A 24085-nucleotide genomic window follows, 5' to 3' on the forward strand; every position below is an offset into this window, starting at 1 on the left:
CGGATCTGCGGTTCGCGAAACGCTCACCTTGTCCGGAATGACGGAAAACTTTCGAAACTCCGAAATTTGACAGTCGTCTGAAGCGGCGCCGGGGGCGCCGCTTCCGGTCAGATCGGGTCTTCGCCGTGCGAGGACGAAGCCGTCAGCTCTTGTGCACGTCAACCTGGGTCTGGGTCGCGCGCGAGGCCATGAAGCGGTCGAACTCTTCCTGGTCCTTGGCCCGGCGCAGCTCGCGCAGGTAGCTGTCGAACTCGGCGCGCATGGCGTCAAGCTTGGCGCGCTCTTCCTCGATGCGCTTGATCTCGCGCTCGCGGTAGTCGTCAAAGGCGACGTTGCCGGTGCGGCCGAAGCCGGTGGTGGTGTTCATGCTGTTGAAGGTTCCCTTCATCGGACTTGCGTTCCACTGGGCCTTCGCGTCCCGGGCCATGGCCTGGAACCGGTCACCCCAGAGAATGTAGGCGAGCATCGCCAGGCCGAGCGGCCAGAAGACGATGAAGCCCAGAACCATCAGAGCGATGGTCGCCGGGGACCAGCCCGGGCGGATGACGGAAGATGCGGTCATGTCAGTTCCCTATCGGTTGCCTCGATGGCGAATCACGTGGGGGGCAGGGGGGCCGACTTCAAGAGCCGTTCCACTTGGGCAGGGATCTGCGGCCGTCACGTCAGCCGAACACCGACCATCCGGTGCGCCGGGCGAGGATCTCCATGGCCTCGGTGCCGAGACTTGAATTGCCGTAGCGGTTGAGCCCGGGCGACCAGACCGCGATCGAGGCACGGCCGGGTGCGATCGCGAGAATGCCGCCGCCGACGCCGCTCTTGCCCGGCAGGCCGACACGGAAGGCGAAGTCGCCCGAGCCGTCGTAGTGGCCGCAGGTCATCATCAGCGCATTGATGCGCCGCTGCCGCTCGCGGGTGAGCAGGCGGGGAAAGCCCTTGCCCTCGATGAGGAAGCGGCCCGCAAGCGCCAGCTGCCGGCAGCTCATGTCGATGGCGCACTGGTGGCAGTAGGTGCCGAGCACCTTGTCCGGGCCGTTCTGCAGATTGCCGAAGGAGGCCAGATAATGGGCGAGGGCAAAGTTGCGGTGGGCCGTCTCCAGTTCCGACCGGGCCACGGCCTGGTTGATGTGGATGGCCTCGTCATCCGCCGCCGCGCGGACGAAGCGCAGCAGATGGCCCAGCGCCTCGCGTGGCGTGGACCCGGCAAGATAGGTGTCCGTCGTCACGAGAGCGCCGGCATTGATGAAGGGATTGCGCGGAATGCCCTCCTCGCGCTCCAGCAGGAGCATGCTGTTGAAGCTCTGGCCGGATGGCTCGCGGCCGACACGCCGCCACAGCTGGTCGCCGACGCGCCCGAGCGCCAGCGCGAGCGCGAAGACCTTCGAGACGGACTGGATCGAGAAGGGCGTCTCGGCGTCGCCGGCCAGATGCAGGCTGCCATCGGCCATGGCGATGGCAATCCCGAACTGGTCGGGATCGACCTTGGCAAGCTCCGGGATGTAGTCGGCAACCGCGCCCCGATCGGTGCGGGTCGACAAGGTGGCGGCAATCTCGTCAATGAGGTCCTGCATGACGGCGGGCGCTCCTGGGGTCCGGGGGGCGGACAAGAGCACAAAGGATGCCGCTGGGGAAGCCTCACCAAAGGCAGACCGCCCCGAAATGCAAAACGGGCCGCCGTGAGGCGGTCCTCAGTCTGTTGACAAGCTCCGGCCTCACCTCCGGCATTCCGGCCAAGCGCAGCGCCGAGCCGGGACCGGAGAGAGGGCATCTATGTTTCAACCAGCTAACCCGGGAGAGACCCAGGCTCTCCGGTCCCGGATCTCCGCTTCGCTCTCGTCCGGGATGACCATCAACGGTTTGTCAGCAGTCTGGAAGGGCCGCCTTGTGGCGGCCCATCAAAGGGACAAGCTTGCGTCCGCGCAGAGCGGTCAGCCGACGGTTTCGGCCAGCCGGCGGGCCTGCTCGATCCAGTTGTCCCGGGCGATCCGGCCACGGAAGTCGAGCCGTGCGTCGAGTTCCTCGATCTGTGCTGCCGTGAGGCCGGCGATCTGCCAGTAGTGGAAGATCCCGGCGCCGTTCAGCGCCTTCTCCAGCTTCGGGCCGACGCCGGTGATGGCCTTGAGGTCATCGGCAACACCCTGCGGGCTGGCGAGCAGGATCCGGTCCAGCGGGTCGCCCTTGGCCGCGCGCGCCGGCCGCGCCGGCTGGTCCGGAGCCGCAGCTGCGGGCGCGGTGGTCGCCGGGGCCGGTGCCGGGGCTGGTGCCAGAGCGGCGGGGCCGGAGGGGCTTGCGGCGGCGGCGGCGGCACGGGCGACGCGGGCGCGGTTGTCCTGCGAATGGGTCAGGATGAAGTCGATCATCCGCGGCGCGATCTCGGCGCGGAAGCGGGATCCGTTGAAGACACCGTAGTGACCGACGTTCGGCTGCTCGTAATGGGCCTTCATGTCCTCCGGCAGGCTGGTGCAGAGATCATGGGCGGCGCGCGTCTGGCCGCGACCGGTGATGTCGTCCTTCTCGCCCTCGACCGTCAGCAGCGCCGTGTTGCGGATGGCGGAACAGTCGACCGGCGTGTCGCCATGGCGCATCGTCCCGCGCGGCAGGGAATGGTCGATGAACACCGTCTCGACGGTCTGGAGATAGAACTCCGCCGTCAGGTCCATGACGGCGAGATACTCGTCGTAGAACTCGCGGTGCTTCTCGGCGCTGTCGCCATCGCCCTTGACCAGATGCTGGAAGAAGTCGCGGTGGGCGATCAGATGCCGGTCGAGGTTCATCGACATGAAGCCGGAGAGCTGCAGGAAGCCCGGGTAGACCTCGCGCATCACGCCCGGATGCGGGAAGGGAACGGTCATGATCACGTTGCGGCGGAACCAGTCGATGCCCTTCGACATCGCCAGATCGTTGACCGCCGTGGGGGCGACACGGGTGTCGATCGGGCCCCCCATCAGCGTCATGGTCGACGGTGCGTAAGGGTCGTTGCGCGTTTCCATCACGGCAACGGCGGCAAGCACGGGCACCGACGGCTGGCAGACGGCCACCACATGGGTGTCCGGCCCGAGGAAATGGATCATCGAGATGATGTAGTCGATGTAGTCATCGAGATCGAACTTGCCCTCGGCCAGCGGCACCATGCGGGCATCGATCCAGTCGGTGATGTAGACATCGGCGCGCGGCATCATCGCCTCGACCGTGCCGCGCAGCAGGGTGGCATAGTGGCCGGACATCGGGGCGACGATCAGAACCTTGGGATCCCGGCGCGGACGCTCGAGGGCGCGCTCGAAATGGATCAGGTTGCAGAAGGGCCGACCCCAGACCACGCGTTCCCGGACCGGGACGCGCACGCCGCCGACCACCGTGTCGGGCAGGCCGAACTCCGGCTTGCCGTAGCGCCGGGTTGTGCGCTCCATCACCTCGCAGGCAGCGGCGATCTGGCGTCCCATCTGGGTGTGGGTGAGCGGGTTGAAGGGGTTCTGGAAATAGAGCCGGGTCGCATCGGCTGCGGCGCGGAAGGGCGCCATGGCCGCGTGATTGAACTCGTAAAGATGATAGAACGGCACCAATTCCGATCCTCTTTCGCTGGCCGGGAACGTTGGACGCTCCGCAGGCTCTGGCATCGCAGCAGGATAGGCCGAAGATTCACGTATCTTCAATAGCCGGTTTGTCGACAGCTTGCGCCCAGCCTGTTGATTATTCGTGAAGTTCAAGTCTGAAAGAGGAATACATCGGCTTCTATTTTGGCCGGAAAGTATGCCGCGCTGCAGCATGGCGCCTGGGCTAAAGTCGTTTTGATTGAGGCGCTTAGCCGGGTAATGTGACAGCCCGCCCGCCGTCACGAGGACAGGTGGTGGGCGGGTTGCAGGCGCTCAGGCGGCGAGATCGGCAACGACGGCGTCGAGCACAAAAAATCCGTCGCGGGTCGCGCGGAGGCGGTGGTTTCCGAGCATTTCAACCATGCCGTGTTCGAGGAGCGCATCGAGACGGCGCGGGTCGATGCGACGCCCGGCGAGTTTCTCGTAGCGCAGCAGGTCCACGCCTTCGAGCAGGCGAAGCCCCATCAACAGGTACTCGTCGCCCTGTTCCTCGTCGTTGAGCGGCAGGTCCTCGACCATGCCGTGGCCCCGCGCCTCGACATGCGCGAGCCAGGTCTCCGGATGGCGCTCGATGGCGGTCGCGCGCTTGGTGATGCCGAGCGACAGTCGGCCATGGGCACCGGGACCAACGCCGACATAATCGCCATAGCGCCAGTAGACCAGATTGTGCCGGCATTCGGCACCGGGACGGGCGTGGTTGGAGACCTCGTAGGCGGGCAGCCCGTGCGCCTCGGTCACCGCCTGGGTGACCGCATAGAACTCGGCCCCGAGATCCGGATCCGGCACGACAAGCTTGCCGGCCTGATGCAGGGCGAAGAAGGGCGTGCCCTCCTCGATCGTCAGCTGGTAGAGCGAGAGGTGATCGGCGGCCAGCGCGATCGCGTCGGCCAGCTCGCGCTCCCAGGCGGCCACCGTCTGGCCGGGCCGGGCATAGATCAGGTCGAAGGAAAGGCGGGGGAACGTCTCGCGGGCGGTCTCGATGGCGCGCCGCGCCCCGGCCACGTCATGCAGCCGCCCGAGCAGGCGCAGGTCCGCATCGTTGAGCGCCTGCACCCCGAGGGAGACCCGGTTGACGCCGGCCGCGCGATAGCCGCGGAAGCGCTCGGCCTCGACCGATGACGGATTGGCCTCCAGCGAGATTTCCGCATCCGGATCCAGCGACCAGTGGCGCGCGATTGCCTCGAGAATGCGCTCGACCGTGCGCGGCAGCATCAGCGACGGCGTACCGCCACCGAAAAAGATCGACTGGACGGTGCGGCCGGGGGTCCAGGCGGCGAAATGCGCCAGCTCGCGCTCGAAGGCGGCGACATAGCGGTCCTGATCCACCGCCTGGTGGCGGACATGGGAGTTGAAGTCGCAATACGGGCACTTGGCCGCGCAGAACGGCCAGTGCACGTAAATGCCAAATCCACCATCCGGCGCGCTGGTCATTCTTGCTCCAGGCAGGCGCGGGAAAAGGCCGCAAAGGCCCGGGCGCGGTGCGACAGGCCGGGCTTGTCCTTCGACCAGCCGTGCTTTTCCTCGGACGTCATCTCGCCGAAGGTGCGGGCGTGGCCATCCGGCTGGAACATCGGGTCGTAACCGAAGCCCTTCTCGCCGCGCGGGGGCCAGACGATCTGGCCCTCGACCTCGCCCCGGAAGAACTCCGTGTGACCATCCGGCCAGGCCAGGCAGAGCACGGCCACGAAGGAGCCACGCCGGCGCTCGGGCGTGGTTGCCCCGCGCTGCTGCAGCTGCTCCTCGACATTGCGCATGGCCAGCGCGAAGTCCTTGTCCGGACCGGCCCAGCGCGCGGAATAGATGCCCGGCGCCCCGTCGAGGGCGGCGGCGCAGAAGCCGCTGTCATCCGAGAGCGAGGGCAGGCCGGAGGCGCTGGCTGCCGCCACGGCCTTCAGCTCCGCATTGGCCTCGAAGGTGGTTCCGGTCTCGTCCGGCTCGGGCAGGTCCAGCTCGCCGGCCGAGATGACCTCATAGCCATAGGGGGCCAGCAGCTCGCGGAACTCGCGCAGCTTGCCGGCATTGTGGCTGGCCAGGACGAGCCGGCCGGGCTGCAGCTTGCGATGCGTCATGTCGGGCTCCTCAGAGGATCGCCAGCTTCTGCAGGTCGACGAGCCGGGTGATGCCCGCCTTGGCAAGGCCCATCAGCGCCGCCAGGTCGTCCTCGGAGAAGGGCTCGCCCTCGGCCGTGCCCTGGATCTCGACGATGCCGCCCTTGCCGGTCAGGACGAAGTTGGCATCGGTCTGGGCGGTGGAATCCTCGGCGTAATCGAGGTCGAGCACCGGGGCGCCGTTGTAGATGCCGCAGGAGATCGCGGCGACATGATCCTTCAGCACCTGCTTCTTGACCATTTCGCGGGCGCGCATCCACTCGATGCAGTCATGCAGCGCGACCCAGGCACCGGTGATGGATGCGGTGCGCGTGCCGCCATCGGCCTGGATGACGTCGCAGTCGATGGTGATCTGGTTCTCGCCGAGGGCCTCCAGATCGACCACGGCGCGCAGGGAGCGGCCGATCAGACGCTGGATTTCCTGGGTGCGGCCGGACTGCTTGCCGGCAGAGGCCTCGCGGCGCATGCGCTCGCCCGTGGCGCGCGGCAGCATGCCGTATTCGGCGGTCACCCAGCCACGGTTCTGGCCGCGCAACCAGGGCGGAACCCGATCTTCGAGGCTGGCGGTGCACAGGACATGCGTGTCGCCGAACTTCACCAGACAGGAGCCTTCGGCATGCTTGGCGACGCCGCGCTCCAGCGTGACGGGTCTCAGTTCGTCGGCAGCTCGCCGGGAGGGGCGCATGGTCAGCTCCATGGTTCGTGCAAGTTCGGGCCGAGGTCGGTCCGGCGTGGCCGGGCTGACTGCGGTGCCTGTCGCGCGCTTGTAGCCGCTGGCGCTTGCCGACGCAAAGGTCTGCTTGCGCTTGACGGCCGATTTGATCCTATATCTTTAACCGGAACGGACCGGGTGCGTGGTGCGCCCGGACCGGTGTCAGGAGACCCACGTGCACGAGAGGCTGGAATGGTGAGCTTGAGCGAGCTGGACAAGCGGTCTCGCGAGATCTTCCGCTCCATCGTGGAAAGCTATCTGGACACGGGCGAGCCGGTCGGGTCGCGCAATGTGGCGCGCGGCCTCGGCATGTCGCTCTCGCCCGCGTCGGTGCGCAACGTGATGGCGGATCTGGAACATCTCGGACTGCTCTATTCCCCGCACACCAGCGCCGGGCGGCTGCCGACCGAGACGGGGCTGCGCTTCTTCATCGACGCGCTGCTGGAAGTCGGCGACCTGTCGCGCGAGGAACGCGAGCGGATCGACGTGCAGGTGCGCGCCTCGGGCGGACGCAATTCCGAGCAGGTGCTGACGGAAGCCACCCAGCTCCTGTCGGGCCTGACCAGCGGCGCGGCCGTGGTGCTGACCCACAAGCAGGACATCCGCCTGAAGCATGTCGAATTCATCCGCATCGAGCCCCTGCGGGCGCTGGCGGTGCTGGTGGGCGAGGATGGATCGGTGGAAAACCGCATCGTCGACCTGCCCCCGAACCTGCCCTCCTCGGCGCTGGTGCAGGCGTCCAACTACCTCAACGCCCAGATCCAGGGCCGGACGCTGGCCGACGTGCGCCGCGAGCTGGAGCGCCTGCGGGAGGCCGACCAGGCAGAGCTGGACCTCTTGACGCAGAAGATCGTCGAGACCGGGCTTGCGGTCTGGGGCGGAGATTCCGGCGATGGCGACACGCTGATCGTGCGCGGGCAGTCGAACCTGCTCACCGACGTGGGGGCCGCCGAGGATCTCGAGCGGGTGCGGCTGCTGTTCGACGATCTGGAGAACAAGCGCGACCTGATCCAGCTTCTCGGGCTTGCCGAGAAGGGCGACGGCGTGCGCATCTTCATCGGGTCGGAGAACAAGCTGTTCTCCCTGTCCGGCTCCTCGCTGGTGGTGTCGCCCTACCGTGACCGCGAGCAGCGGATCATCGGCGTGCTCGGCGTGATCGGACCGACGCGCCTGAACTACGCCCGCGTCATCCCGATGGTGGACTACACGGCCCGTCTGGTCAGCCGTCTGGTGGGCTGACCGGCCGTCCCGCTGCCCCCTTCCGCTTTCCGCTTCCCCTTGTCCCCGATGGCCCGCCGCACGGCGACGGGCCAGTCCCCCAGGATCTCCGATGCTGTCGCCTGCCGAACTGGAACGCTACGCCCGCCACATCGTCCTGCGCGAGATCGGAGGGCCGGGACAGCAGAAGCTGAAGGCCGCGCGGGTGCTTGTGGTGGGGGCCGGCGGCCTTGGCGCGCCGGTGCTGCAGTATCTGGCGGCGGCCGGTGTCGGCACGCTCGGGATCGTCGACAACGACACGGTGTCGTTGTCCAACCTGCAGCGCCAGGTGATCCATGACACGGACCACCTCGGGGAACCGAAGGTGGCGAGCGCGGCCGAGGCGATTGCGCGGCTCAATCCTTATGTCACCGTCGAACCGCATCCCGAGCGGCTGGCCGGACACAACGCGCTGTCGGTCGTCGGCCGCTACGACCTGGTGATCGACGGTTCGGACAATTTCGCCACGCGCTACCTGGTCTCGGACGCCTGTTTCTTCCGGCAGAAGCCGCTGATCACGGCGGCGGTTGGCCGGTTCGACGGGTCACTGACGCTGCTGAAGCCGCATGAGCGGGGCGCGGACGGGTCGCCCAATCCGACCTATCGCTGCCTGTTCCCGGCGCCGCCGCGTCCGGGCACCGTGCCGGCCTGTGCCGAGGCCGGCGTGGTCGGCGCGCTGACCGGCATCCTCGGAACGCTGCAGGCCATGGAGGCGATCAAGGCCATCACCGGCGCCGGTGCGGGTCCGGTCGGACGGCTGATCCTGTTCGACGCGCTGGCGCTGCGGATGGAGGAGATCGCCTACCGCTGGTCGCCGCGCAACCCGCTGAACGGCGCGACAGCGCTCGGCTGGGCCGAGCTGCGCGCCGGGGATCCGGCCTGACCGGCGCATGCAAAACGGCCTCCCGGACAAAGCCTGGGAGGCCGCAAATGCCAGAAGGCAGGCCACTCATCCGGGCCGGCCTGTCAGGATGGTCGCCGCCGCCTCAGTTGGCGCGTTCGGCGAGATCCTGGTTCATCATGTTCTGACGATAGAGCTGGGCGAAGTCGATCGGATCCAGCATCAGCGGGGGGAACCCGCCGTTGCGGGTGGCGTCCGCCAGGATCTGGCGCGCGAAGGGGAACAGCATGCGCGGGCACTCGATCATGACGAACGGGTGCAGGTGCTCCTGCGGCACGCCGGTGACGCGGAAGAAGCCGCCATAGACCAGCTCGACGTTGAACATCAGGAAGTCGTCGCGCTGCGCGCGGGCGTTCAGCGAAAGGACGACATCGAACTGGCCGTCGCCCATCGGCTGCGCGCTGACGTTGACGGAGATGTCCAGCTTCGGCTGCTCGCCCTGCGCGAGCGAACGCGGCGCATTCGGGTTCTCGAAGGACAGATCCTTGATGTACTGGGCCAGGATGTTCATGCCCGGCATGGCGCCGTTTTCTTCCGGCGCTGCGGCGCCGCCTTCGTTGATGTCGGTCATCGTCACGGGTTCCGTCTTCTGCCACCCCTCGGGGCGGAATGTCGCGGGGCGTCCGCCGGGCCCCCTGGCCTGACGGTTCCTCGGAGGGCTGGCTAGCACGTTAAAGACCAGCGGCACAAGAGGACAGGCCTTGCCTTGGCCGGGAATCCGGCACAGGTATTGCCCCATGACAGACGAAGCAGAACCCGGATTTCTCCTCACCCACCGGCGGCTCAAGCTCGACACGCTGGTGCGCCTGCGCTGGCTGGCCGTCGGCGGGCAGACCATGGCGCTGCTGGTGGTCCATCTCGGCCTCGGCTATCCGCTGCCCGTGGCGCCGGCCTTCGCGCTGGTGGCGCTCTCGGCCTGGGTGAACGTGTTCCTGAAGATCCGCTCGCCCTCGACGCTGCGCCTGTCGGACCGGTCGGCCGCCATGCAGCTCGGCTACGACATCCTGCAGATGTGTGGTCTGCTCTATCTGACCGGCGGCCTCGGCAACCCCTTCGCCTTCCTGCTGCTGGCGCCGGTCATGGTGTCGGCGACGGGCCTGTCGGGCCGGCTGACCCTGGCGCTGGGCACGCTGGCCACCGTCTGCGCCACGCTGCTTGCCTTCTTCCACCTGCCGCTGCCCTGGCCGGTGGGCGCGGACTTCAGCCTGCCGCCGGTCTATTCCATCGGCATCTGGATCGCGCTGGTCTGTTCCCTGGCCTTCATGGCCGCCTATGCCTACCGGGTGGCCGAGGAGGCGCGCCAGCTGGCCGACGCGCTGGCCGCAAGCGAGCTGGTGCTCGCCCGCGAGCACCACCTGAACGCCCTCGACGGACTGGCCGCCGCGGCGGCGCATGAGCTGGGCACGCCGCTCGCGACCATCTTCCTCACGGCCAAGGAACTCACGCGTGAATTCGACAGCGGCGACCCGCGCGCCGAGGATGTGGCGCTGATCCGCTCCCAGGCGGAACGCTGCCGCGACATCCTGCGCCAGCTGACGACGCTGTCGAGCGACCGGGACATGCATTTCCAGCGCATGTCGATGGCGCAGCTCATCGAGGAAGTCTCGGAACCGCATCGCGGTTTCGGCATCGCGATCAAGGTCTCGATGGCCGGGGAGGGGGCCGAGCCGATCGGCTCGCGCAATCCCGCCATCCGCTACGGGCTCGGCAACCTGCTCGAGAATGCGGTCGACTTCGCCCGCAAGGAGGTCCAGATCAGCTGCACCTGGGACAGCCGCACCGCCCGCATCACCATCAGCGACGATGGTCCGGGGTTTTCCGCAGACGTATTGTCGCGGATCGGCGAGCCCTATGTCTCGGCGCGCGGGCCGCGCAGCGGCGCCGGCGCGACCGGCGGCGGGCTGGGTCTCGGCTTCTTCATCGCCAAAACCCTGCTGGAACGCACCGGGGCCCGGGTGAGCTTCGAGAACCGGACACCGCCCGAAACCGGCGCGATCGTACGCATCTCCTGGCCGCGCGCCAGCATCGAGGCCGCCGGCAATATGGACCCGGCGCGGGATTCCGGCCATAACTCGCGGATTGTTTCCGGCAGTCTGCTGCCCTGAACCGGGCAGATGTGTTGCGCGTATATCCAGAAACAGGAACTCGAGGACCATGACCGAACCCGAGCTTCGCCAGATCGAGGCCGACGACAAGAGCCTCCTGATCGTTGATGACGACAAGGCCTTCCAGACACGCCTGGCGCGCGCGATGGAAAAACGCGGCTTCGCCACCGAGACGGCAGAGAACGTGCGCGAGGCAGTGGCCAAGATCGCCGCGTCGGCCCCCGCCTTTGCCGTGGTCGACATGCGCCTTGGCGACGGCAGCGGGCTGGACGTGATCGAGGCCCTGCGCCAGCACCGGCCCGACGCGCGTGCCGTCATCCTGACCGGCTACGGCAACATCGCCACCGCCGTGACGGCCGTGAAGCTCGGTGCCATCGACTATCTTGCCAAGCCGGCCGATGCGGACGACGTGTTCATGGCGCTGACCCAGGACGGCGGCGAAAAGGCGATCCCGCCGGAAAACCCGATGTCGGCCGACCGGGTGCGCTGGGAACATATCCAGCGCGTCTACGAACTGTGCGAGCGCAACGTCTCGGAGACGGCACGGCGGCTCAACATGCACCGCCGCACGCTGCAGCGCATCCTCGCCAAGCGCGCGCCCCGCTGAGCCCACTCGACGTGGCCGTTTCGACGTGGCCCTCTCGACGTGGCTAGGTCGACGTGGCTCGGCGGAGGTGTATGGGCGACAGGTTCGGGCCAGCTTGCCGTGGCAGGTTCGCCCAAAGCTCGCCATGATCTGTTTCTACAGCGCGGCGACGGGCGCCTTTTTCTCCTGCCTGGTGCCTGTGGCATTGCCTGCGGCGATGCCGGGCGGCTAAATGCCGCCAACGAGGGGTGCGATCTCCTGCCGGGCCCGCCCCGGCGGGGCAAGTTGCGAGGGGCGCATGCGGTCGACGAAATGCGGCATCGGACCGGGTCTGGGGGCAATCGCTCTGGCGGGTCTTGCCGGAGCTGTTCTGCCTGTCACCGCCGGCGCCCAGTCGCTGCCGCAGCAGATCCAGGTCCAGGTCGTGCCGGCCGAACCGGGCATCCGCTCCATTCTCGTCAACAAGCGCTACCGGCCGATCATCTCGCGTGGCATCGAAGGCGCCGTCGTCGAGACGGTGACAGGCAATGTCGACGCCGGCTCGGTCGGCTGTGATGTCGAGCTGGAAGTCACGCTCGAGAACAGCCGGGTGCTGCGGCGCAATGCCGACATCTGCGGTTCCGGCGGCAAGGTCGTGGTGGATGTCAACCGGGACCCCGGTCCGGCCCGCCCCCGCGTGGTCGGCACGGAGGCCGCGACCCCGGCACGACCGGCCGGCTCCGCTCCTGCACAGGGCGGTGGCGCTTCGGGCACCCAGACGACAGGTCAGGGGAGTGGCCAGACCAGCGGCCAGACAGGTGGCCAGACAACGCCCCAGACCGTTCCCCAGCCGACCGGTCAGGCAGCGCCCGCAGCGCCGGCCGCGCCGCTGTCAGGGACCCAGACCGGCACGGCGGCAACCGCCCCGGCAGGGTCACAGCCGGCGACGGCGCTCCCCGGGGCCGCGCCCGTTGCGACCCCGCAGACCCCGGCCGGAGCGCCTGGCACCTTGCCGGCCACCATCACGGATGCGCTGGCCGGACAGCCCCCGCTGGCCCCCGCGCCGGTCGAGCGCGACTGGAGCGTCAGCGGCGTGCAATATGGCTCCCAGAGCGCCACGCTGCTGCACGCGGGACCGCAGGGCGTCGATCCGGATTTCCAGGCGACCTGCACGCTGCAGTCGGGAGTGGCCACGGTGCGGCTCATGCGCCCCTCGCCCGGCGTCACGCCGGGCGCCCGTGTCCCGGTGATCGTCAAGGCGGACGAGTTCTACGCCACCTATGATGCCGTCGGCAGCCAGGGCAGCCCGTCGCTGCCGGAATTCACCGTCAGCATGACGGATCCGCTCTGGGACACGATGGCGCGGAAGTCCCAGCTCGAGGTCATCCTCGACAACCTGCCGCAGGCGGTGTCGCTGCGGGGCAGTGCCCAGCCGGTGCGCCAGTTCGCGGCCGGCTGCGCCGAAGCCCAGCAGATCGTCGAGGAGAGCCGCGACCCGGCCCTTGCCAATGCGGGCGAGCTGTCCTGCTCCGAGTTCGGGGCGGTGCGGTCGCTGGACGGCGGTTTCCGGGGGCGCATGGTGTTCCGCAATGCCCGCAACGAGCCCGTGGACGTGTTCTGGATCGACTACTCCGGCAGCCAGCGTTTCTACGCAAGGCTGATGCCGGGTCAGGTGCTGGACCAGGAATCGATCCTGTCCAATGCCTGGCTGGTGACGAATGCCTCCGGCCAGTGCCTTGGCCTGCATGTCAGCCGCGCTCCGCGGCAGGACGTGGTGATCGGAAACCGGGCGGCCGGAACCCCGGGCAGCCCGGCAGCAGCCCCGGCCCAGCTGCCGATGCCGGCCGGCCCGCTGCCTCCGGCACCGGTCGGCGGCCTTGATACGGTCAATTACCTCTGCACGGCCGGAATTGATCTGCAGGTTGTATTCGACGCTGCGCGAGACGTGGCGGTGGTCACGGAGTTTGGGCAAATTTCGGTGACATTGCCCAGAGTTGCGTCAGGATCAGGGTTCCGCTACGCAAGCGGCGGATACACGTTTGCCGGGCAGAGAGACAATGCAACGTGGTCGCGCCCCGGCCTCTACGACGCTTTTTGCGGGCGAAACTGAAATATATTTCATTCCTTTCGCTATAACCCATTAAAATCTCTGAACTTGGCACCAGTACTATGGTCTATACGTAATTTCCCGTTAAGGGGTGACACGTAATACTCCCAGGCAGGAGCTGGGAGGAAATCATGGCTTTCAACAGACTGCCCCTCGTTTGGAAGATTGCGCTGCCGGTCACCGCCGGTTTTGTCCTGACCCTTGTTGTCGGCATTGTCAGCATGCTCGACATGCGGGCGTCGATGATCGGCCAGCGCGTGGAAACGGTGAAACACATCACGCAGGCGTCGCTGGCGACGATCAAGGGCTATCATGACCGGGCTCAGGCCGGGCAGATGAGCATGGACGAGGCCAAGGCCGCGGCCATCGCGGCCGTCGGCGGGCTGCGCTACGAGGGTGACAACTACGTCTTCGTCTTCGACTACAACGGCAACGTGATGTCCCATGCCAAGGCGTCGCTGGTTGGCACCAACATGATCGGCATGACCGATCAGAACGGCGTCAAGGTGATCGCGGGGCTGATCGACGTGGCCCGCAAGGGTGGCGGCGAATTCGCCTATCTCTGGCCGCGGGCCAGCGGCGATGTCCCGCTGCCGAAGCTGTCCTGGGCCGAAGGCTTCGCTCCCTGGGGCTGGATGATCGGCACCGGCGTCTACACTGATGATGTCGAGGCACAGTTCTGGCGCGAGGCTTCCATGATGATCGCCGTGACCGTCGGCGGCGCGCTGCTGCTGGTGGCCCTGGCAACGGCGGTCATCCGCAGCATCGGGCGTCCGATCACCAGCCTGACCCAGAACATGCGCAAGCTGGCTGATGGCGAGAGCAACATTTCCGTGGAGGGCGCCGGCCGGGGCGACGAGATCGGCCAGATGGCAGCTGCCATGGAGGTCTTCGTGCGCAACGAACAGGCCCGCAAGGCGCTGGAAGCCGACCAGCAGGCCCGGCAGGAAGATGCGGCGCGGCGCGGCGCGGAGGTGCAGCGCCTGAGTGGCGACTTCGACAGCCAGATCACCGCCATGATGGGCGTGATCGAGCAGTCGGTGAAGAAGCTGCAGGATGCCTCGCAGGAGATGATCCGCGGGGCCGAGCAGACCACCCGCCAGACCGGCTCGGTGACGTCTGCCTCCGAGCAGGCCGCCCGCAATGTCGAGACCGTCGCCGCCGCCGCCGAGGAGCTGTCGGCCTCCGTCGCAGAGATCCGCCGCCAGGTGCAGCAGTCGACCCAGATCGCCTCGAAGGCGGCTGCGGAAGCCAGCTCCACCAACAAGCGCATGAACGGCCTGTCGGAAGCCGCCGGCCGCATCGGCGAAGTTGTCAACCTGATCCAGGCGATCGCCGAGCAGACCAACCTGCTCGCCCTCAACGCAACGATCGAGGCCGCGCGCGCCGGCGAAGCGGGCCGTGGTTTCGCCGTCGTTGCTGCGGAGGTGAAGGAACTGGCCACCCAGACGTCCAAGGCGACCGAGGAGATCTCCAGCCAGATCTCGGCGATCCAGTCGGAAACCGAGAAGGCGGCGCAGGCCATCTCGTCGGTGACGCAGATCATCGACCAGATGAACGAGATCGCCGGCTCCATTGCCTCGTCGGTGGAGGAGCAGGGGTCCGCCACCTCGGAAATCGCCCGCAACGCCACCGAGGCCTCGCGCGGCACGATGGAGGTGACCTCGAACATCTCGGCCGTCTCGCGCGCCGCGGAGACCACCCGCGCCACCGCCGGCACCGTCGACGCGGCCGCCCAGCAGCTGGAGCAGAACGCCGGCCAGCTCCGCCGCCAGGTCGCCGACTTCCTCGGGGGGGTCCGCCGCCAGGCGTCCTGAGGCCCCTGACGCCATCTGCAGAAAGCCCCGCCGGTGCGACACCGGCGGGGCTTTCCTGCCTTTTGGGGGGCAGGTCCGTCGTCAGATCTTGCGCAGGGCGACCTTGGCGATGGTGTGGCTGGCGTCCTTGGTGAGGATCAGGTCGGCGCGCGGGCGGGTCGGGAAAATGTTCTCGCGCAGGTTCTGGAGATTGATGTTCGTCCAGATGCTCTTTGCCTTGGCGACGGCTTCCGCGTCGGTGATGCGCGAGTAGCGGTGGAAGTAGGAGTTCGGGTCGCGGAACGCCGTCTCGCGCAGCCGCATGAAGCGGTCGACGTACCACTTTTCCAGCAGGCTTTCGGGCGCGTCGATGTAGACGGAAAAGTCGAAGAAGTCGGAGACGAAGGGCACGGCACGGCCATCCTTCGGCAGCTCGCGGGTCTGCAGGACGTTGAGCCCTTCGACGATCAGGATGTCGGGCTTGTCGACGGTCACCGTCTGACCCGGCATGACATCATAGTAGAAGTGGGAATAGACCGGAGCCTGGACGTTGCGCTTGCCGGCCTTGATGTCGGACAGGAACTTCAGCAGCGCCGGCCGGTCGAAGCTCTCCGGGAAGCCCTTGCGCTGCATGAGGCCCTCGGCCTCCAGCACCGCGTTGGGAAACAGGAAGCCGTCGGTGGTGATCAGGTCCACCTTGGGGCTGGCCGGCCAGCGGGCAAGCAGCGCGCGCAGGATGCGCGACGTGGTGGACTTGCCCACCGCAACCGATCCGGCAATGCCGATGATGAAGGGCGTCTTGCCCTCCTCCACGCCCAGGAAGCGCTTGGTCGCCTGATGCAGGATCAGGGTGGCCTCGGCGTAATAGGCGAGGAGCCGCGACAGCGGCAGATAGACGCTCTCGACATCGGCCATGGAGATCGGATCGTTGAGGCCGCGCAGCTCGTTGACCTCGACGGCCGTCAGCGTCATCGGCGTGTCGGCGCGCAGATGGGACCATTCGTCCCGGCTGAAGACCCGATAGGGCGAGAGGTCCATGCTGTCGGCACGGGGGGCGGTCTGGTCCATCGCTTGTCCCGGGTTCATGCGTTCATCCGCGCATGGTCATGGTTGGCAGGCAGGACCCCGGGCCGCTGGTCCGGGGCGCGGCGGGTGCCGTCGGATGTCATCAGTCCGCCGGCCGCGACGCCTTTTCCTCGAGGCCCGTCCGCCCGGTCCGCGATGCCAGCTCCGCCATGACGGCAGACAGCGGCACGTCGCAGACCCGCAGCACGACGAGCAGGTGATACAGCAGGTCGGCCGCCTCGCCGGTCAGGCCGTCACGGTCGCCCTGCACGGCGGCGATGGCTGCCTCGACAGCCTCCTCGCCCAGCTTCTGGGCACATTTGCCGACGCCCTTGCCGACCAGCTTGCGGGTGTAGGATGTCTCGTCCTCGCTGGCCGCACGGGCGGCGACGATGGCATCGAGATCGGCCAGGGTGAAGGCGGTCATCTGATCAGCGTCTTTTCTCGTTCCTGAACGTCTTATACCGGATCCTGCGCGAGATCAGGTATCCATTCGCATAGGTATCCCGGCGGCAGCCATGTGTGCCTTGGCCTCGGCTATGGTGTAGGTGCCGAAGTGGAAGATCGAGGCGGCCAGCACGGCGGTGGCGTGACCGTCGCGCACGCCCTCCACCAGATGGTCGAGCGTCCCGACACCGCCCGAGGCGATCACCGGAACCGGAACCGCATCGGCAATCGCGCGGGTCAGCGGGATGTTGTAGCCGGCCTTGGTGCCGTCGCGGTCCATCGAGGTCACCAGCAGCTCGCCGGCGCCCAGCTCCACGACCTTGCGGGCAAACTCGACCGCGTCGATGCCGGTGGCGTTGCGCCCGCCGTGAGTGAAGATCTCGAAGCGATACGGCTCGCCCTCGGCGCTGACCTGCTTGGCATCGATGGAGACGACGATGCACTGGGAGCCGAACTTCTCCGCCGCCTCGCGCACGAAGTCCGGATTGGTGACGGCTGCGGTGTTGATCGACACCTTGTCCGCACCGGCGTTGAGCAGCTTGCGGATGTCTTCCACCTTGCGCACGCCACCGCCCACGGTCACCGGCATGAAGCAGGCCTCCGCGGTGCGGCGGACCACGTCATAGATCGTGTCGCGGCCGTCGCTGCTCGCCGTGATGTCGAGGAAGCAGAGCTCGTCGGCGCCGGCGGCGTCATAGGCCTTGGCGGCCTCCACCGGATCGCCGGCATCGACCAGATCGACGAAGTTGACGCCCTTGACCACACGGCCGTCCTTGACGTCGAGACAGGGGATGATGCGGGCCTTGAGGGTCATGCGCGGGCCTCCCTTGCCGCCCGGATCAGCCGCATCGCCTCGGCCGGGTCGAGCCGGCCGTCATAGAGCGCGCGGCCCGAGATCGCGCCCTCGAGGATCGCGCAATCGGGCTCCAGCAGGCGGTGGATGTCGTCGATGGAGGCAAGCCCGCCCGACGCGATCACCGGGATCGAGACTGCGCGGGCGAGTTCCAGCGTCGAGGGGATGTTGAGCCCCTTCAGCACGCCGTCACGGTCGATGTCGGTGTAGATGATCGCCGACACGCCAGCGTCCTCGAAGCGGCGGGCGAGATCGACGGCGGTGAGTTCCGACGTCTCGGCCCAGCCCTCGACGGCCACATGACCGCCGCGGGCGTCGATGCCGACGGCAACCTTGCCCGGAAAGGCCTTGCAGGCCGCCTTGACCAGCTCCGGATCCCGCACCGCGACCGTGCCGAGGATGACGCGGGCGATGCCCTTGGCAAGCCAGGCCTCGACATGGGCCAGCGTGCGGATGCCGCCACCCAGCTGCACCGGGTTTTTCGTTGAAGCCAGAATGGCGTCCACGGCGTCGCCGTTGCGGCTCTCGCCGGCAAAGGCGCCGTTGAGGTCGACCACATGCAGCCACTCGAAGCCCTGGTCCTCAAAGGTCTTGGCCTGGGCGCCGGGGTTGTCGTTGAAGACGGTGGCCTCGTTCATGTCGCCGAGCTTCAGGCGAACACACTGGCCGTCCTTGAGGTCAATGGCGGGGAAGAGAATCATACTGTCGTGCTCCCGCGCCGCTCAGGGCGCCCAGTCCAGGAAATTGGCGATCAGGCCGAGGCCAAGCCGCTGGCTCTTTTCCGGGTGGAACTGCGTGCCCACCATGTTGTCGCGTGCCACCATGGCGGTGAAGGTTCCGGCGTAGTCGAAGGTGGCCAGCCGGTGCTCGTCCTTCGTGCAGGCGAAATGGAAGGAGTGGACGAAATAGGCGTGCAGGCCATCGGGGCCAACATCGAGACCCTTGAGAACCGGATGGCTCTCCGGACGGACGGAAATCGTGTTCCAGCCCATGTGCGGGATCTTGAGCGCCGGGTCTGCGGGCTGCATGGCCGTCACGTCGCCGGCGATCCAGTCGAGGCCGGCCACGGTCTCGAACTCGAGCCCGCGCGAGGCCATCAGCTGCATGCCGACACAGATGCCGAGGAACGGCCGTCCCTTGCCGCGGACGGCGTCTTCCAGCGCCTCGGTCATGCCGGAGACCGCGTCAAGGCCACGGCGGCAGTCGGCATAGGCGCCGACGCCCGGCAGCACGATGCGGTCCGCCTTCGCCACCCGGTCGGGATCGGCGGTGACGAACACATTTGGCACCTGCGCGTGCTCGCGGGCCGCGCGCTCGAAGGCCTTGGCGGCGGAGCGCAGGTTGCCGGACCCGTAATCGATGATGGCGACGCTCAACGGATGCCTCCCTGGCCAAGCGTGAGACCGACAACCGGCTGGGTGCCGATGCGCGGAACGATGCCGCCCGCCGGCGCGGACGGACGGGGAGAAACCGGGCGCGGCGCCTGCGACCCCAGGAAATAGCGGATCTCGGCTTCCGGGAGGCTGCCGGCCTCGACCACAGCGACGAACCGGTAGCCGCGCCGCTCCAGCTGCCAGCGGCGCAGGGTGCCGGCCTCCAGGCCGATCAGCAGGCTGGCGCAGAAGGCCGCGACGCCGGGAACGGACGTGCCGAGCGCCAGCGTGCCGAGTTCCAGGCCCAGCGTCAGGACAAGATAGCCAAGAAACGGCAGCCAGAGCCGGTTCCACAGCATCCACAGCCCGGACAGAACGAAGGCCGGGGCGGAAAACCCGTCGCGCACGAACACGACCCGCTCTGCCGCACGCGGCGACGGCAGGCCGGACGGCGCGGCCGCATCCGCCTCGGGCGGAAGCATCACCATGTAAACGCTCATGTCTCGCCTCGTTCAGCCGCCGAGCTGGCCCTTGGTGGTGGGAACGCGGCCGGCCTGGCGCGGATCGACCTCGATGGCCTTGCGCAGGGTCCGGGCCACCGCCTTGAAGCAGGTTTCGGCAATGTGGTGGCAGTTGGAACCGTAGAGATTGGCGATGTGCAGGGTGATCCCGGCATTCATGGCGAAGGCGCGGAAGAATTCCTCGAACAGCTCCGTGTCGAAGTCCCCGACCTTCGGGCGCGGGAACTCCACCTGCCAGACCAGGAAGGGCCGGCCGGACACGTCGAGCGCGCAGCGGGTCAGCGCCTCGTCCATGGCCAGATGGGTGTCGGCGTAGCGGGTGATGCCGGACATGTCGCCCAGCGCCCGTGACAGCGCCTGACCGAGCGCGATGCCGACATCCTCGACCGTGTGGTGGAAGTCGATATGCGTGTCGCCCTCGGCGCGGATCTTGATGTCGATCAGCGAATGTCGCGCAAGCTGTTCCAGCATGTGGTCGAAGAAACCGACGCCCGTCGCCACGTCATAGGCGCCGGTGCCGTCCAGGTTGATCTCCACCTCGATGCGGGTTTCCTTGGTGTTGCGCGAGATCGTCGCTGTGCGCATCTGTTGTCCTTCCCTCTTCCGGTGCAAGGGCACCGGCGAAAACGGCGGTGTTTTAGCAGGGGTGGCAGGGCATTGAAACAAAAATGGACTGACCGGTCCATTGACCGCAAGAACCGGAAAGCTCCGGCTCGGTTTCCTTGCCGCCGCACGCAAACGACTGGCGGAAGCGCGGGGCTGCTGGTACTAGACCGCCACACCCGACGTTCCCTTCGCCCTGCCAGATGGAGCCTCCCATGACGCGCCGCAGCCGCTTTGCCCCGCAGTCTGCCACCGGACGCCTCGTGCTGCCTCTGGACGTGCCGACGGTGGCCGAGGCGCGGGACCTGATTGCGGCGACCAGAGGCGCGGTCGGCGTGTACAAGATCGGCATGGAGCTGCAGTTTGCCGGCGGCCTCGAGCTGGCCCGCGAGCTGGCGGGCGAGGGCATCGACGTGTTTCTCGACGTGAAGCTGCTCGACATCGACAACACCATCGCCAGCGCCGTGCGCAACATCGCCCGCATGGGCGTGCGTTTCGTCACGCTGCATGCCTATCCCAAGACCATGCGCGCCGCCGTGACCGCCCTTGAGGACACCGGCGTGACCGATCTCTGCCTGCTCGGCGTCACCGTGCTCACCTCGATGGACGAGGCGGACCTGGCGGCGGCCGGCTATGGCAAGCCGGTGCGCGATCTCGTCACCAGCCGGGCCGCGGATGCCCGGGCCGCCGGAATGGGCGGCCTCGTCTGTTCGCCGCTGGAAGCACCGCTGGTGCGGCCGCTGGTTGGCGAGGAGCTGGTGATCGTGACGCCAGGCGTGCGCCCCGCCGGCAGCGACCACGGCGACCAGAAGCGCGTGATGACCCCGGCAGACGCGATCCGCGCAGGGTCCGACTATCTCGTCATCGGCCGGCCGATCAGCCGGGCTGCCGATCCGCGCCGGGCCGCCGAAGCCATCGTCGAAGAGATTGCCTCGGCGCTGTGACCCTCTTGGACAGGTGGGACCGGGATCACGATTTCTGCCCGGTTTACCGTTCGCGCGTTTCCTGGATCGGCAGGGGCCGCTGTTCCTCGATGGCTTCCATCGCGAAATAGGACGTCACGCTGTCCAGTTCGACGCCTGCAATCAGGCGGCGATAGACCGCGTCGTAACTGGCCATGTCCCGGGTGACGACCTTGAGCAGGTAGTCATAGTCCCCGCCGATGCGGAAGAAGTCGATGACCTCGGGGATCGCCTGCACATGGCGGCGGAAGGTCTCGAGCCATTCGGCCGAGTGATGCCGGGTGCGGATCATGGCAAAGACCACCAGATCAAGCCCCAGCCGGGTGCGGTCGAGCTGCACGGTCTGGCCGGTGATCACCCCGTCCTTCTTCATCGTCTGGATGCGGTTCCAGCAGGCGTTGGGCGACAGGTGAACCTTTTCCGACAGCTCGCGCTGGGTCAGGCTGCCATCCTGCTGCAGCGCCTTCAGGATGGCCTTGTTGAACTGGTCAATCATTTCCGGGTTCCATCGAACAAATTTCAGGTCAATGATCTCCAGAGTGTGAAATTTTGGAATTCATCTCAAGAGGCATCGCATAAATTCTTGCGCATTCGCACTTTCGCAGGATACCCGCCATGCCGATGTCCCTCGCCGATTTCCGTGATCACCTGGCCGCAAACCCGTCGCTCGTTGACACGTTGCGCGCGGGCCTGATCGGCGAAGGCATGATGATCGAAGGGGCTTTCGGCCCGCGCAAGCTTGTCTATGCGGATTACACCGCCTCCGGCCGGGCCCTGCGGCAGGTGGAGGAGTTCATCCTCGCCGAGGTGCTGCCCTACTACGCCAACAGCCACACGGAAGCGTCCTGGTGCGGTGCGCGCATGACGCAGCTGCGGCGCGAGGCGCGGGCGCTGATCGCCGAGGTTACGGGCGCGGGCGAGGACTGCACCGTCATCTTCACCGGCTCGGGCGCGACGGCGGCAATCAACCGGGCGGCCAACCTGTTCGGCGTCGCGGGCCTTCATGGCACGACAGGTGACGACCGGGCGGCGGTCCTGATCGGCCCCTACGAGCATCATTCCAACATCCTGCCCTGGCGCGAGAGCGGTGCCGAGGTGATCGAGATCGCCGAGGCGGCCGAGGGCGGCCCCGACATGGCGCAGCTTCAGGCCGAGCTGATCCGTCTGGCCGGCCGCCCCCTCGTCATCGGCGCCTTCTCCGCCGCCTCCAATGTCACCGGTCTCCTGACCGATGTGGACGCAGTGACGCGGCTGCTCAAGGCACACGGGGCGCTGGCGCTGTGGGACTATGCCGGCGGCGGCCCCTATCTGCCGATCCGCATGAACTCCGGCAGCGACTGCGCCAGGGATGCAATCGTCGTCTCGCCGCACAAGTTCCCCGGCGGACCGGGGGCCTCGGGCGTCCTGATCATCCGCAATTCGGCCGTCCGGGCGGTGAAGCCGACCTGGCCGGGCGGCGGCACCGTTGCCTTCGTCTCGCCCTGGGCGCATGACTATTCCGCCTCGCTGGCGGCCCGTGAGGAAGCCGGCACGCCGAATGTCGTCGGCGACATCCGCGCCGGCCTTGCCTTCCTGATCAAGGATACGGTCGGCGAGGACTTCATCCTCTCCCGGGACAAGGCCCTTGCCCGGATGGCCTTCGCGGCCTGGGCCGGACACCCGAGCCTGAAGATCCTCGCGGGCGACAGGCAGGACCGGCTGCCGATCTTCGCCTTCCAGATCGAGGACGCGGCCGGCAACCGGGTGCATCCGCAGCTGTTCACGCGGATGCTGTCGGATTTCCACGGCATCCAGGCACGTGGCGGCTGCGCCTGTGCAGGCCCCTACGCGCACCGGCTGCTCGGCATCGACCAGACGCGCTCGGAAGAGCTTCGCGCCTCGATCCAGGCGGGCGAGGAGATGGAGAAGCCGGGCTGGACACGGCTCAACTTCAGCTACCTGATGGATGACGCCACCGCGCGCTTCATTCATGAGAGCGTGGCGCAGCTCGCCCGCGACGGCCAGGAACTGGCCAAGCTCTATGTCGGCGATCCGCGCACCGCGCGGTTCCGCAAGGCTGGCTGAGCCCTCGCATATCGGGTGGCTCAACCGGGGCAGGGCGGGGTAAGGTCGGCCAACATTCCGAACCTGACCCTGCCGAGTGCTCCAGATGGCCAATGCCTCCCAGTCCGACCTGTTTGCCGCCCCTGATCTGGCGACCGCCCGCGCCAATGCGGTCGGCGCCGAGCTGATCCCCGCCATCGCCACCGGCGAGGATGCGGCGCGGGACTATCAGGTCGTGCGCGAGACGCTGGAGCGCATCACCGAGACCTGGCGCGACCAGCCGCAGCTCGATGATCTGGCACGGCAGGTGGGCCTGCAGCCCATCCAGCTGCAGCGCGTGTTCTCGCGCTGGGCCGGGCTGACACCGAAGCAGTTCGTCCAGGCGATCACGCTCGACCACGCCCGCGCGCTCCTGCGCGATGCGGCCAGCATCCTCGACACGTCCTACGAGGTTGGCCTGTCCGGACCCGCCCGGCTGCACGACCTGTTCGTGACGCATGAGGCGATGACACCGGGCGACTACCGCGGCCGCGGTGCCGGCGTCACCATCCGCTACGGCTTCCACCCCTGCCCCTTTGGCCAGGTGCTGCTGATGATCACCGAGCGGGGACTGGCAGGCCTTGCCTTTGCCGATCCGGGCGAGGAAACGTCAGCCTTCGAGGACATGAGCAGCCGCTGGCCGGCCGCCAGTTTCGTCGCCGACCAGGAGGCAACGCTGCCCTATGCCGTGCGGGTGTTTGATCCCTCGGCCTGGGCGTCCGACACGCCGCTCAACGTCGTCTTCATCGGCACCGATTTCGAGATCCGGGTGTGGCAGACGCTGCTGAAGATCCCGATGGGCCGGGCCACCACCTATTCCGACATCGCCCGCAGCCTCGGCAAGCCCAGCGCGGCGCGGGCGGTGGGCACGGCGGTCGGGCGCAACCCGATCTCCTTCGTCGTGCCCTGCCACCGGGTTCTCGGCCGCACCGGCGGCCTCTGCGGCTACCACTGGGGCCTGACCCGCAAGCGCGCGATCCTCGGCTGGGAAGCCGGACTGACGGGGCCGGTGCTGCAGATGGGCTGAGCACAGGCCCCGGT

The 24085-nt window shown here is 67.6% G+C and carries 24 protein-coding genes; 9 read left to right on the top strand and 15 right to left on the bottom strand.

Going from position 1 to position 24085, the window contains the following annotated elements:
* Positions 1–142: 142 nt before the first annotated feature.
* The 6 genes from GWI72_RS17630 to rph form a co-directional block, all read right to left on the bottom strand.
* Entirely contained in the window at positions 143–562 is a 420-nt protein-coding gene (locus tag GWI72_RS17630) for a DUF2852 domain-containing protein (protein WP_161709514.1), read from the bottom strand.
* 100 nt (positions 563–662) lie between these two features.
* Positions 663–1568 carry a glutaminase gene (locus GWI72_RS17635; RefSeq protein ID WP_161677653.1) on the bottom strand — a complete coding sequence of 302 codons (906 nt, stop codon included), beginning with the start codon at positions 1566–1568 and terminating at the stop codon, positions 663–665.
* A gap of 357 nt (positions 1569–1925) precedes the next feature.
* Complete coding sequence (gene phaZ, locus GWI72_RS17640; protein ID WP_244314416.1) at positions 1926–3515, bottom strand: polyhydroxyalkanoate depolymerase; 1590 nt, start codon at positions 3513–3515, stop codon at positions 1926–1928.
* Positions 3516–3860: 345 nt separating this feature from the next.
* Entirely contained in the window at positions 3861–5018 is a 1158-nt protein-coding gene (gene hemW / locus GWI72_RS17645; protein ID WP_161709516.1) for a radical SAM family heme chaperone HemW, read from the bottom strand.
* On the bottom strand, positions 5015–5656 hold the full coding sequence (gene rdgB / locus GWI72_RS17650; RefSeq protein ID WP_161709517.1) for an RdgB/HAM1 family non-canonical purine NTP pyrophosphatase: 642 nt from the start codon (positions 5654–5656) through the stop codon (positions 5015–5017). The genes hemW and rdgB overlap by 4 nt, the downstream gene beginning before the upstream one ends.
* Before the next feature lie 10 nt (positions 5657–5666).
* Entirely contained in the window at positions 5667–6380 is a 714-nt protein-coding gene (gene rph, locus GWI72_RS17655) for a ribonuclease PH (protein ID WP_161677649.1), read from the bottom strand.
* Between the two features lie 219 nt (positions 6381–6599).
* Between rph and hrcA the strand changes: the two genes are divergently transcribed.
* Both hrcA and GWI72_RS17665 read left to right on the top strand, forming a co-directional pair.
* Positions 6600–7646, top strand: coding sequence for a heat-inducible transcriptional repressor HrcA (hrcA, locus tag GWI72_RS17660; protein ID WP_161677648.1), 1047 nt, complete (start codon positions 6600–6602; stop codon positions 7644–7646).
* Between the two features lie 91 nt (positions 7647–7737).
* Positions 7738–8547: a molybdopterin-synthase adenylyltransferase MoeB gene (locus tag GWI72_RS17665; RefSeq protein WP_161677647.1), complete on the top strand. Its 810-nt coding sequence runs from the start codon at positions 7738–7740 to the stop codon at positions 8545–8547.
* Positions 8548–8650: 103 nt separating this feature from the next.
* Here the strand turns inward: GWI72_RS17665 and secB are convergent, their stop codons facing one another.
* Positions 8651–9136 (bottom strand): protein-export chaperone SecB, encoded by a 486-nt coding sequence (secB, locus tag GWI72_RS17670; RefSeq protein WP_161677646.1) that lies wholly within the window; start codon positions 9134–9136, stop codon positions 8651–8653.
* A 166-nt stretch (positions 9137–9302) separates the two neighbouring features.
* Here secB and GWI72_RS17675 point away from each other — a divergent pair, with 166 nt between their 5' ends.
* The 4 genes from GWI72_RS17675 to GWI72_RS17690 all read left to right on the top strand — a co-directional run bounded on the left by GWI72_RS17675 (position 9303) and on the right by GWI72_RS17690 (position 15159).
* Positions 9303–10670 (top strand): ActS/PrrB/RegB family redox-sensitive histidine kinase, encoded by a 1368-nt coding sequence (locus GWI72_RS17675; protein ID WP_161677645.1) that lies wholly within the window; start codon positions 9303–9305, stop codon positions 10668–10670.
* A gap of 49 nt (positions 10671–10719) precedes the next feature.
* The gene (locus GWI72_RS17680) at positions 10720–11277 is read left to right on the top strand and encodes an ActR/PrrA/RegA family redox response regulator transcription factor (RefSeq protein WP_161677644.1); all 558 of its coding nucleotides are present in this window, start codon (positions 10720–10722) and stop codon (positions 11275–11277) included.
* Between the two features lie 277 nt (positions 11278–11554).
* Positions 11555–13345: an MliC family protein gene (locus GWI72_RS17685; RefSeq protein ID WP_161709518.1), complete on the top strand. Its 1791-nt coding sequence runs from the start codon at positions 11555–11557 to the stop codon at positions 13343–13345.
* Between the two features lie 128 nt (positions 13346–13473).
* Entirely contained in the window at positions 13474–15159 is a 1686-nt protein-coding gene (locus tag GWI72_RS17690; RefSeq protein WP_161709519.1) for a methyl-accepting chemotaxis protein, read from the top strand.
* Between the two features lie 81 nt (positions 15160–15240).
* Here GWI72_RS17690 and coaA read toward each other — a convergent pair whose 3' ends face one another.
* From coaA to hisB, 7 genes are all read right to left on the bottom strand, one after another.
* Positions 15241–16206 (bottom strand): type I pantothenate kinase, encoded by a 966-nt coding sequence (gene coaA / locus GWI72_RS17695; RefSeq protein WP_161677776.1) that lies wholly within the window; start codon positions 16204–16206, stop codon positions 15241–15243.
* A 100-nt stretch (positions 16207–16306) separates the two neighbouring features.
* On the bottom strand, positions 16307–16630 hold the full coding sequence (locus tag GWI72_RS17700) for a phosphoribosyl-ATP diphosphatase (RefSeq protein WP_161677641.1): 324 nt from the start codon (positions 16628–16630) through the stop codon (positions 16307–16309).
* Positions 16631–16684: 54 nt separating this feature from the next.
* Entirely contained in the window at positions 16685–17464 is a 780-nt protein-coding gene (gene hisF / locus GWI72_RS17705) for an imidazole glycerol phosphate synthase subunit HisF (protein ID WP_161677640.1), read from the bottom strand.
* Positions 17461–18204: a 1-(5-phosphoribosyl)-5-[(5-phosphoribosylamino)methylideneamino]imidazole-4-carboxamide isomerase gene (hisA, locus tag GWI72_RS17710; protein WP_161677639.1), complete on the bottom strand. Its 744-nt coding sequence runs from the start codon at positions 18202–18204 to the stop codon at positions 17461–17463. The genes hisF and hisA overlap by 4 nt, the downstream gene beginning before the upstream one ends.
* Before the next feature lie 21 nt (positions 18205–18225).
* Positions 18226–18879, bottom strand: coding sequence for an imidazole glycerol phosphate synthase subunit HisH (gene hisH / locus GWI72_RS17715; protein WP_161709520.1), 654 nt, complete (start codon positions 18877–18879; stop codon positions 18226–18228).
* Positions 18876–19376: a DUF2628 domain-containing protein gene (locus GWI72_RS17720; protein WP_161709521.1), complete on the bottom strand. Its 501-nt coding sequence runs from the start codon at positions 19374–19376 to the stop codon at positions 18876–18878. Before GWI72_RS17720 ends, hisH begins: the two co-directional genes overlap by 4 nt.
* Positions 19377–19388: 12 nt before the next feature.
* On the bottom strand, positions 19389–19982 hold the full coding sequence (hisB, locus tag GWI72_RS17725; protein WP_161709522.1) for an imidazoleglycerol-phosphate dehydratase HisB: 594 nt from the start codon (positions 19980–19982) through the stop codon (positions 19389–19391).
* 233 nt (positions 19983–20215) lie between these two features.
* Between hisB and pyrF the strand changes: the two genes are divergently transcribed.
* Complete coding sequence (gene pyrF / locus GWI72_RS17730) at positions 20216–20944, top strand: orotidine-5'-phosphate decarboxylase (RefSeq protein WP_161677635.1); 729 nt, start codon at positions 20216–20218, stop codon at positions 20942–20944.
* Between the two features lie 43 nt (positions 20945–20987).
* Here pyrF and GWI72_RS17735 read toward each other — a convergent pair whose 3' ends face one another.
* Positions 20988–21458 carry an Lrp/AsnC family transcriptional regulator gene (locus GWI72_RS17735; RefSeq protein ID WP_161677634.1) on the bottom strand — a complete coding sequence of 157 codons (471 nt, stop codon included), beginning with the start codon at positions 21456–21458 and terminating at the stop codon, positions 20988–20990.
* A gap of 119 nt (positions 21459–21577) precedes the next feature.
* Between GWI72_RS17735 and GWI72_RS17740 the strand changes: the two genes are divergently transcribed.
* On the top strand, positions 21578–23026 hold the full coding sequence (locus GWI72_RS17740; RefSeq protein ID WP_390806909.1) for an aminotransferase class V-fold PLP-dependent enzyme: 1449 nt from the start codon (positions 21578–21580) through the stop codon (positions 23024–23026).
* Between the two features lie 85 nt (positions 23027–23111).
* The gene (locus GWI72_RS17745; protein ID WP_161709523.1) at positions 23112–24071 is read left to right on the top strand and encodes a methylated-DNA--[protein]-cysteine S-methyltransferase; all 960 of its coding nucleotides are present in this window, start codon (positions 23112–23114) and stop codon (positions 24069–24071) included.
* Positions 24072–24085 lie beyond the last annotated feature (14 nt).

Origin of the sequence: Pannonibacter sp. XCT-53, from assembly GCF_009915765.1 — a bacterium.
Classification (GTDB): domain Bacteria; phylum Pseudomonadota; class Alphaproteobacteria; order Rhizobiales; family Stappiaceae; genus Pannonibacter; species Pannonibacter tanglangensis.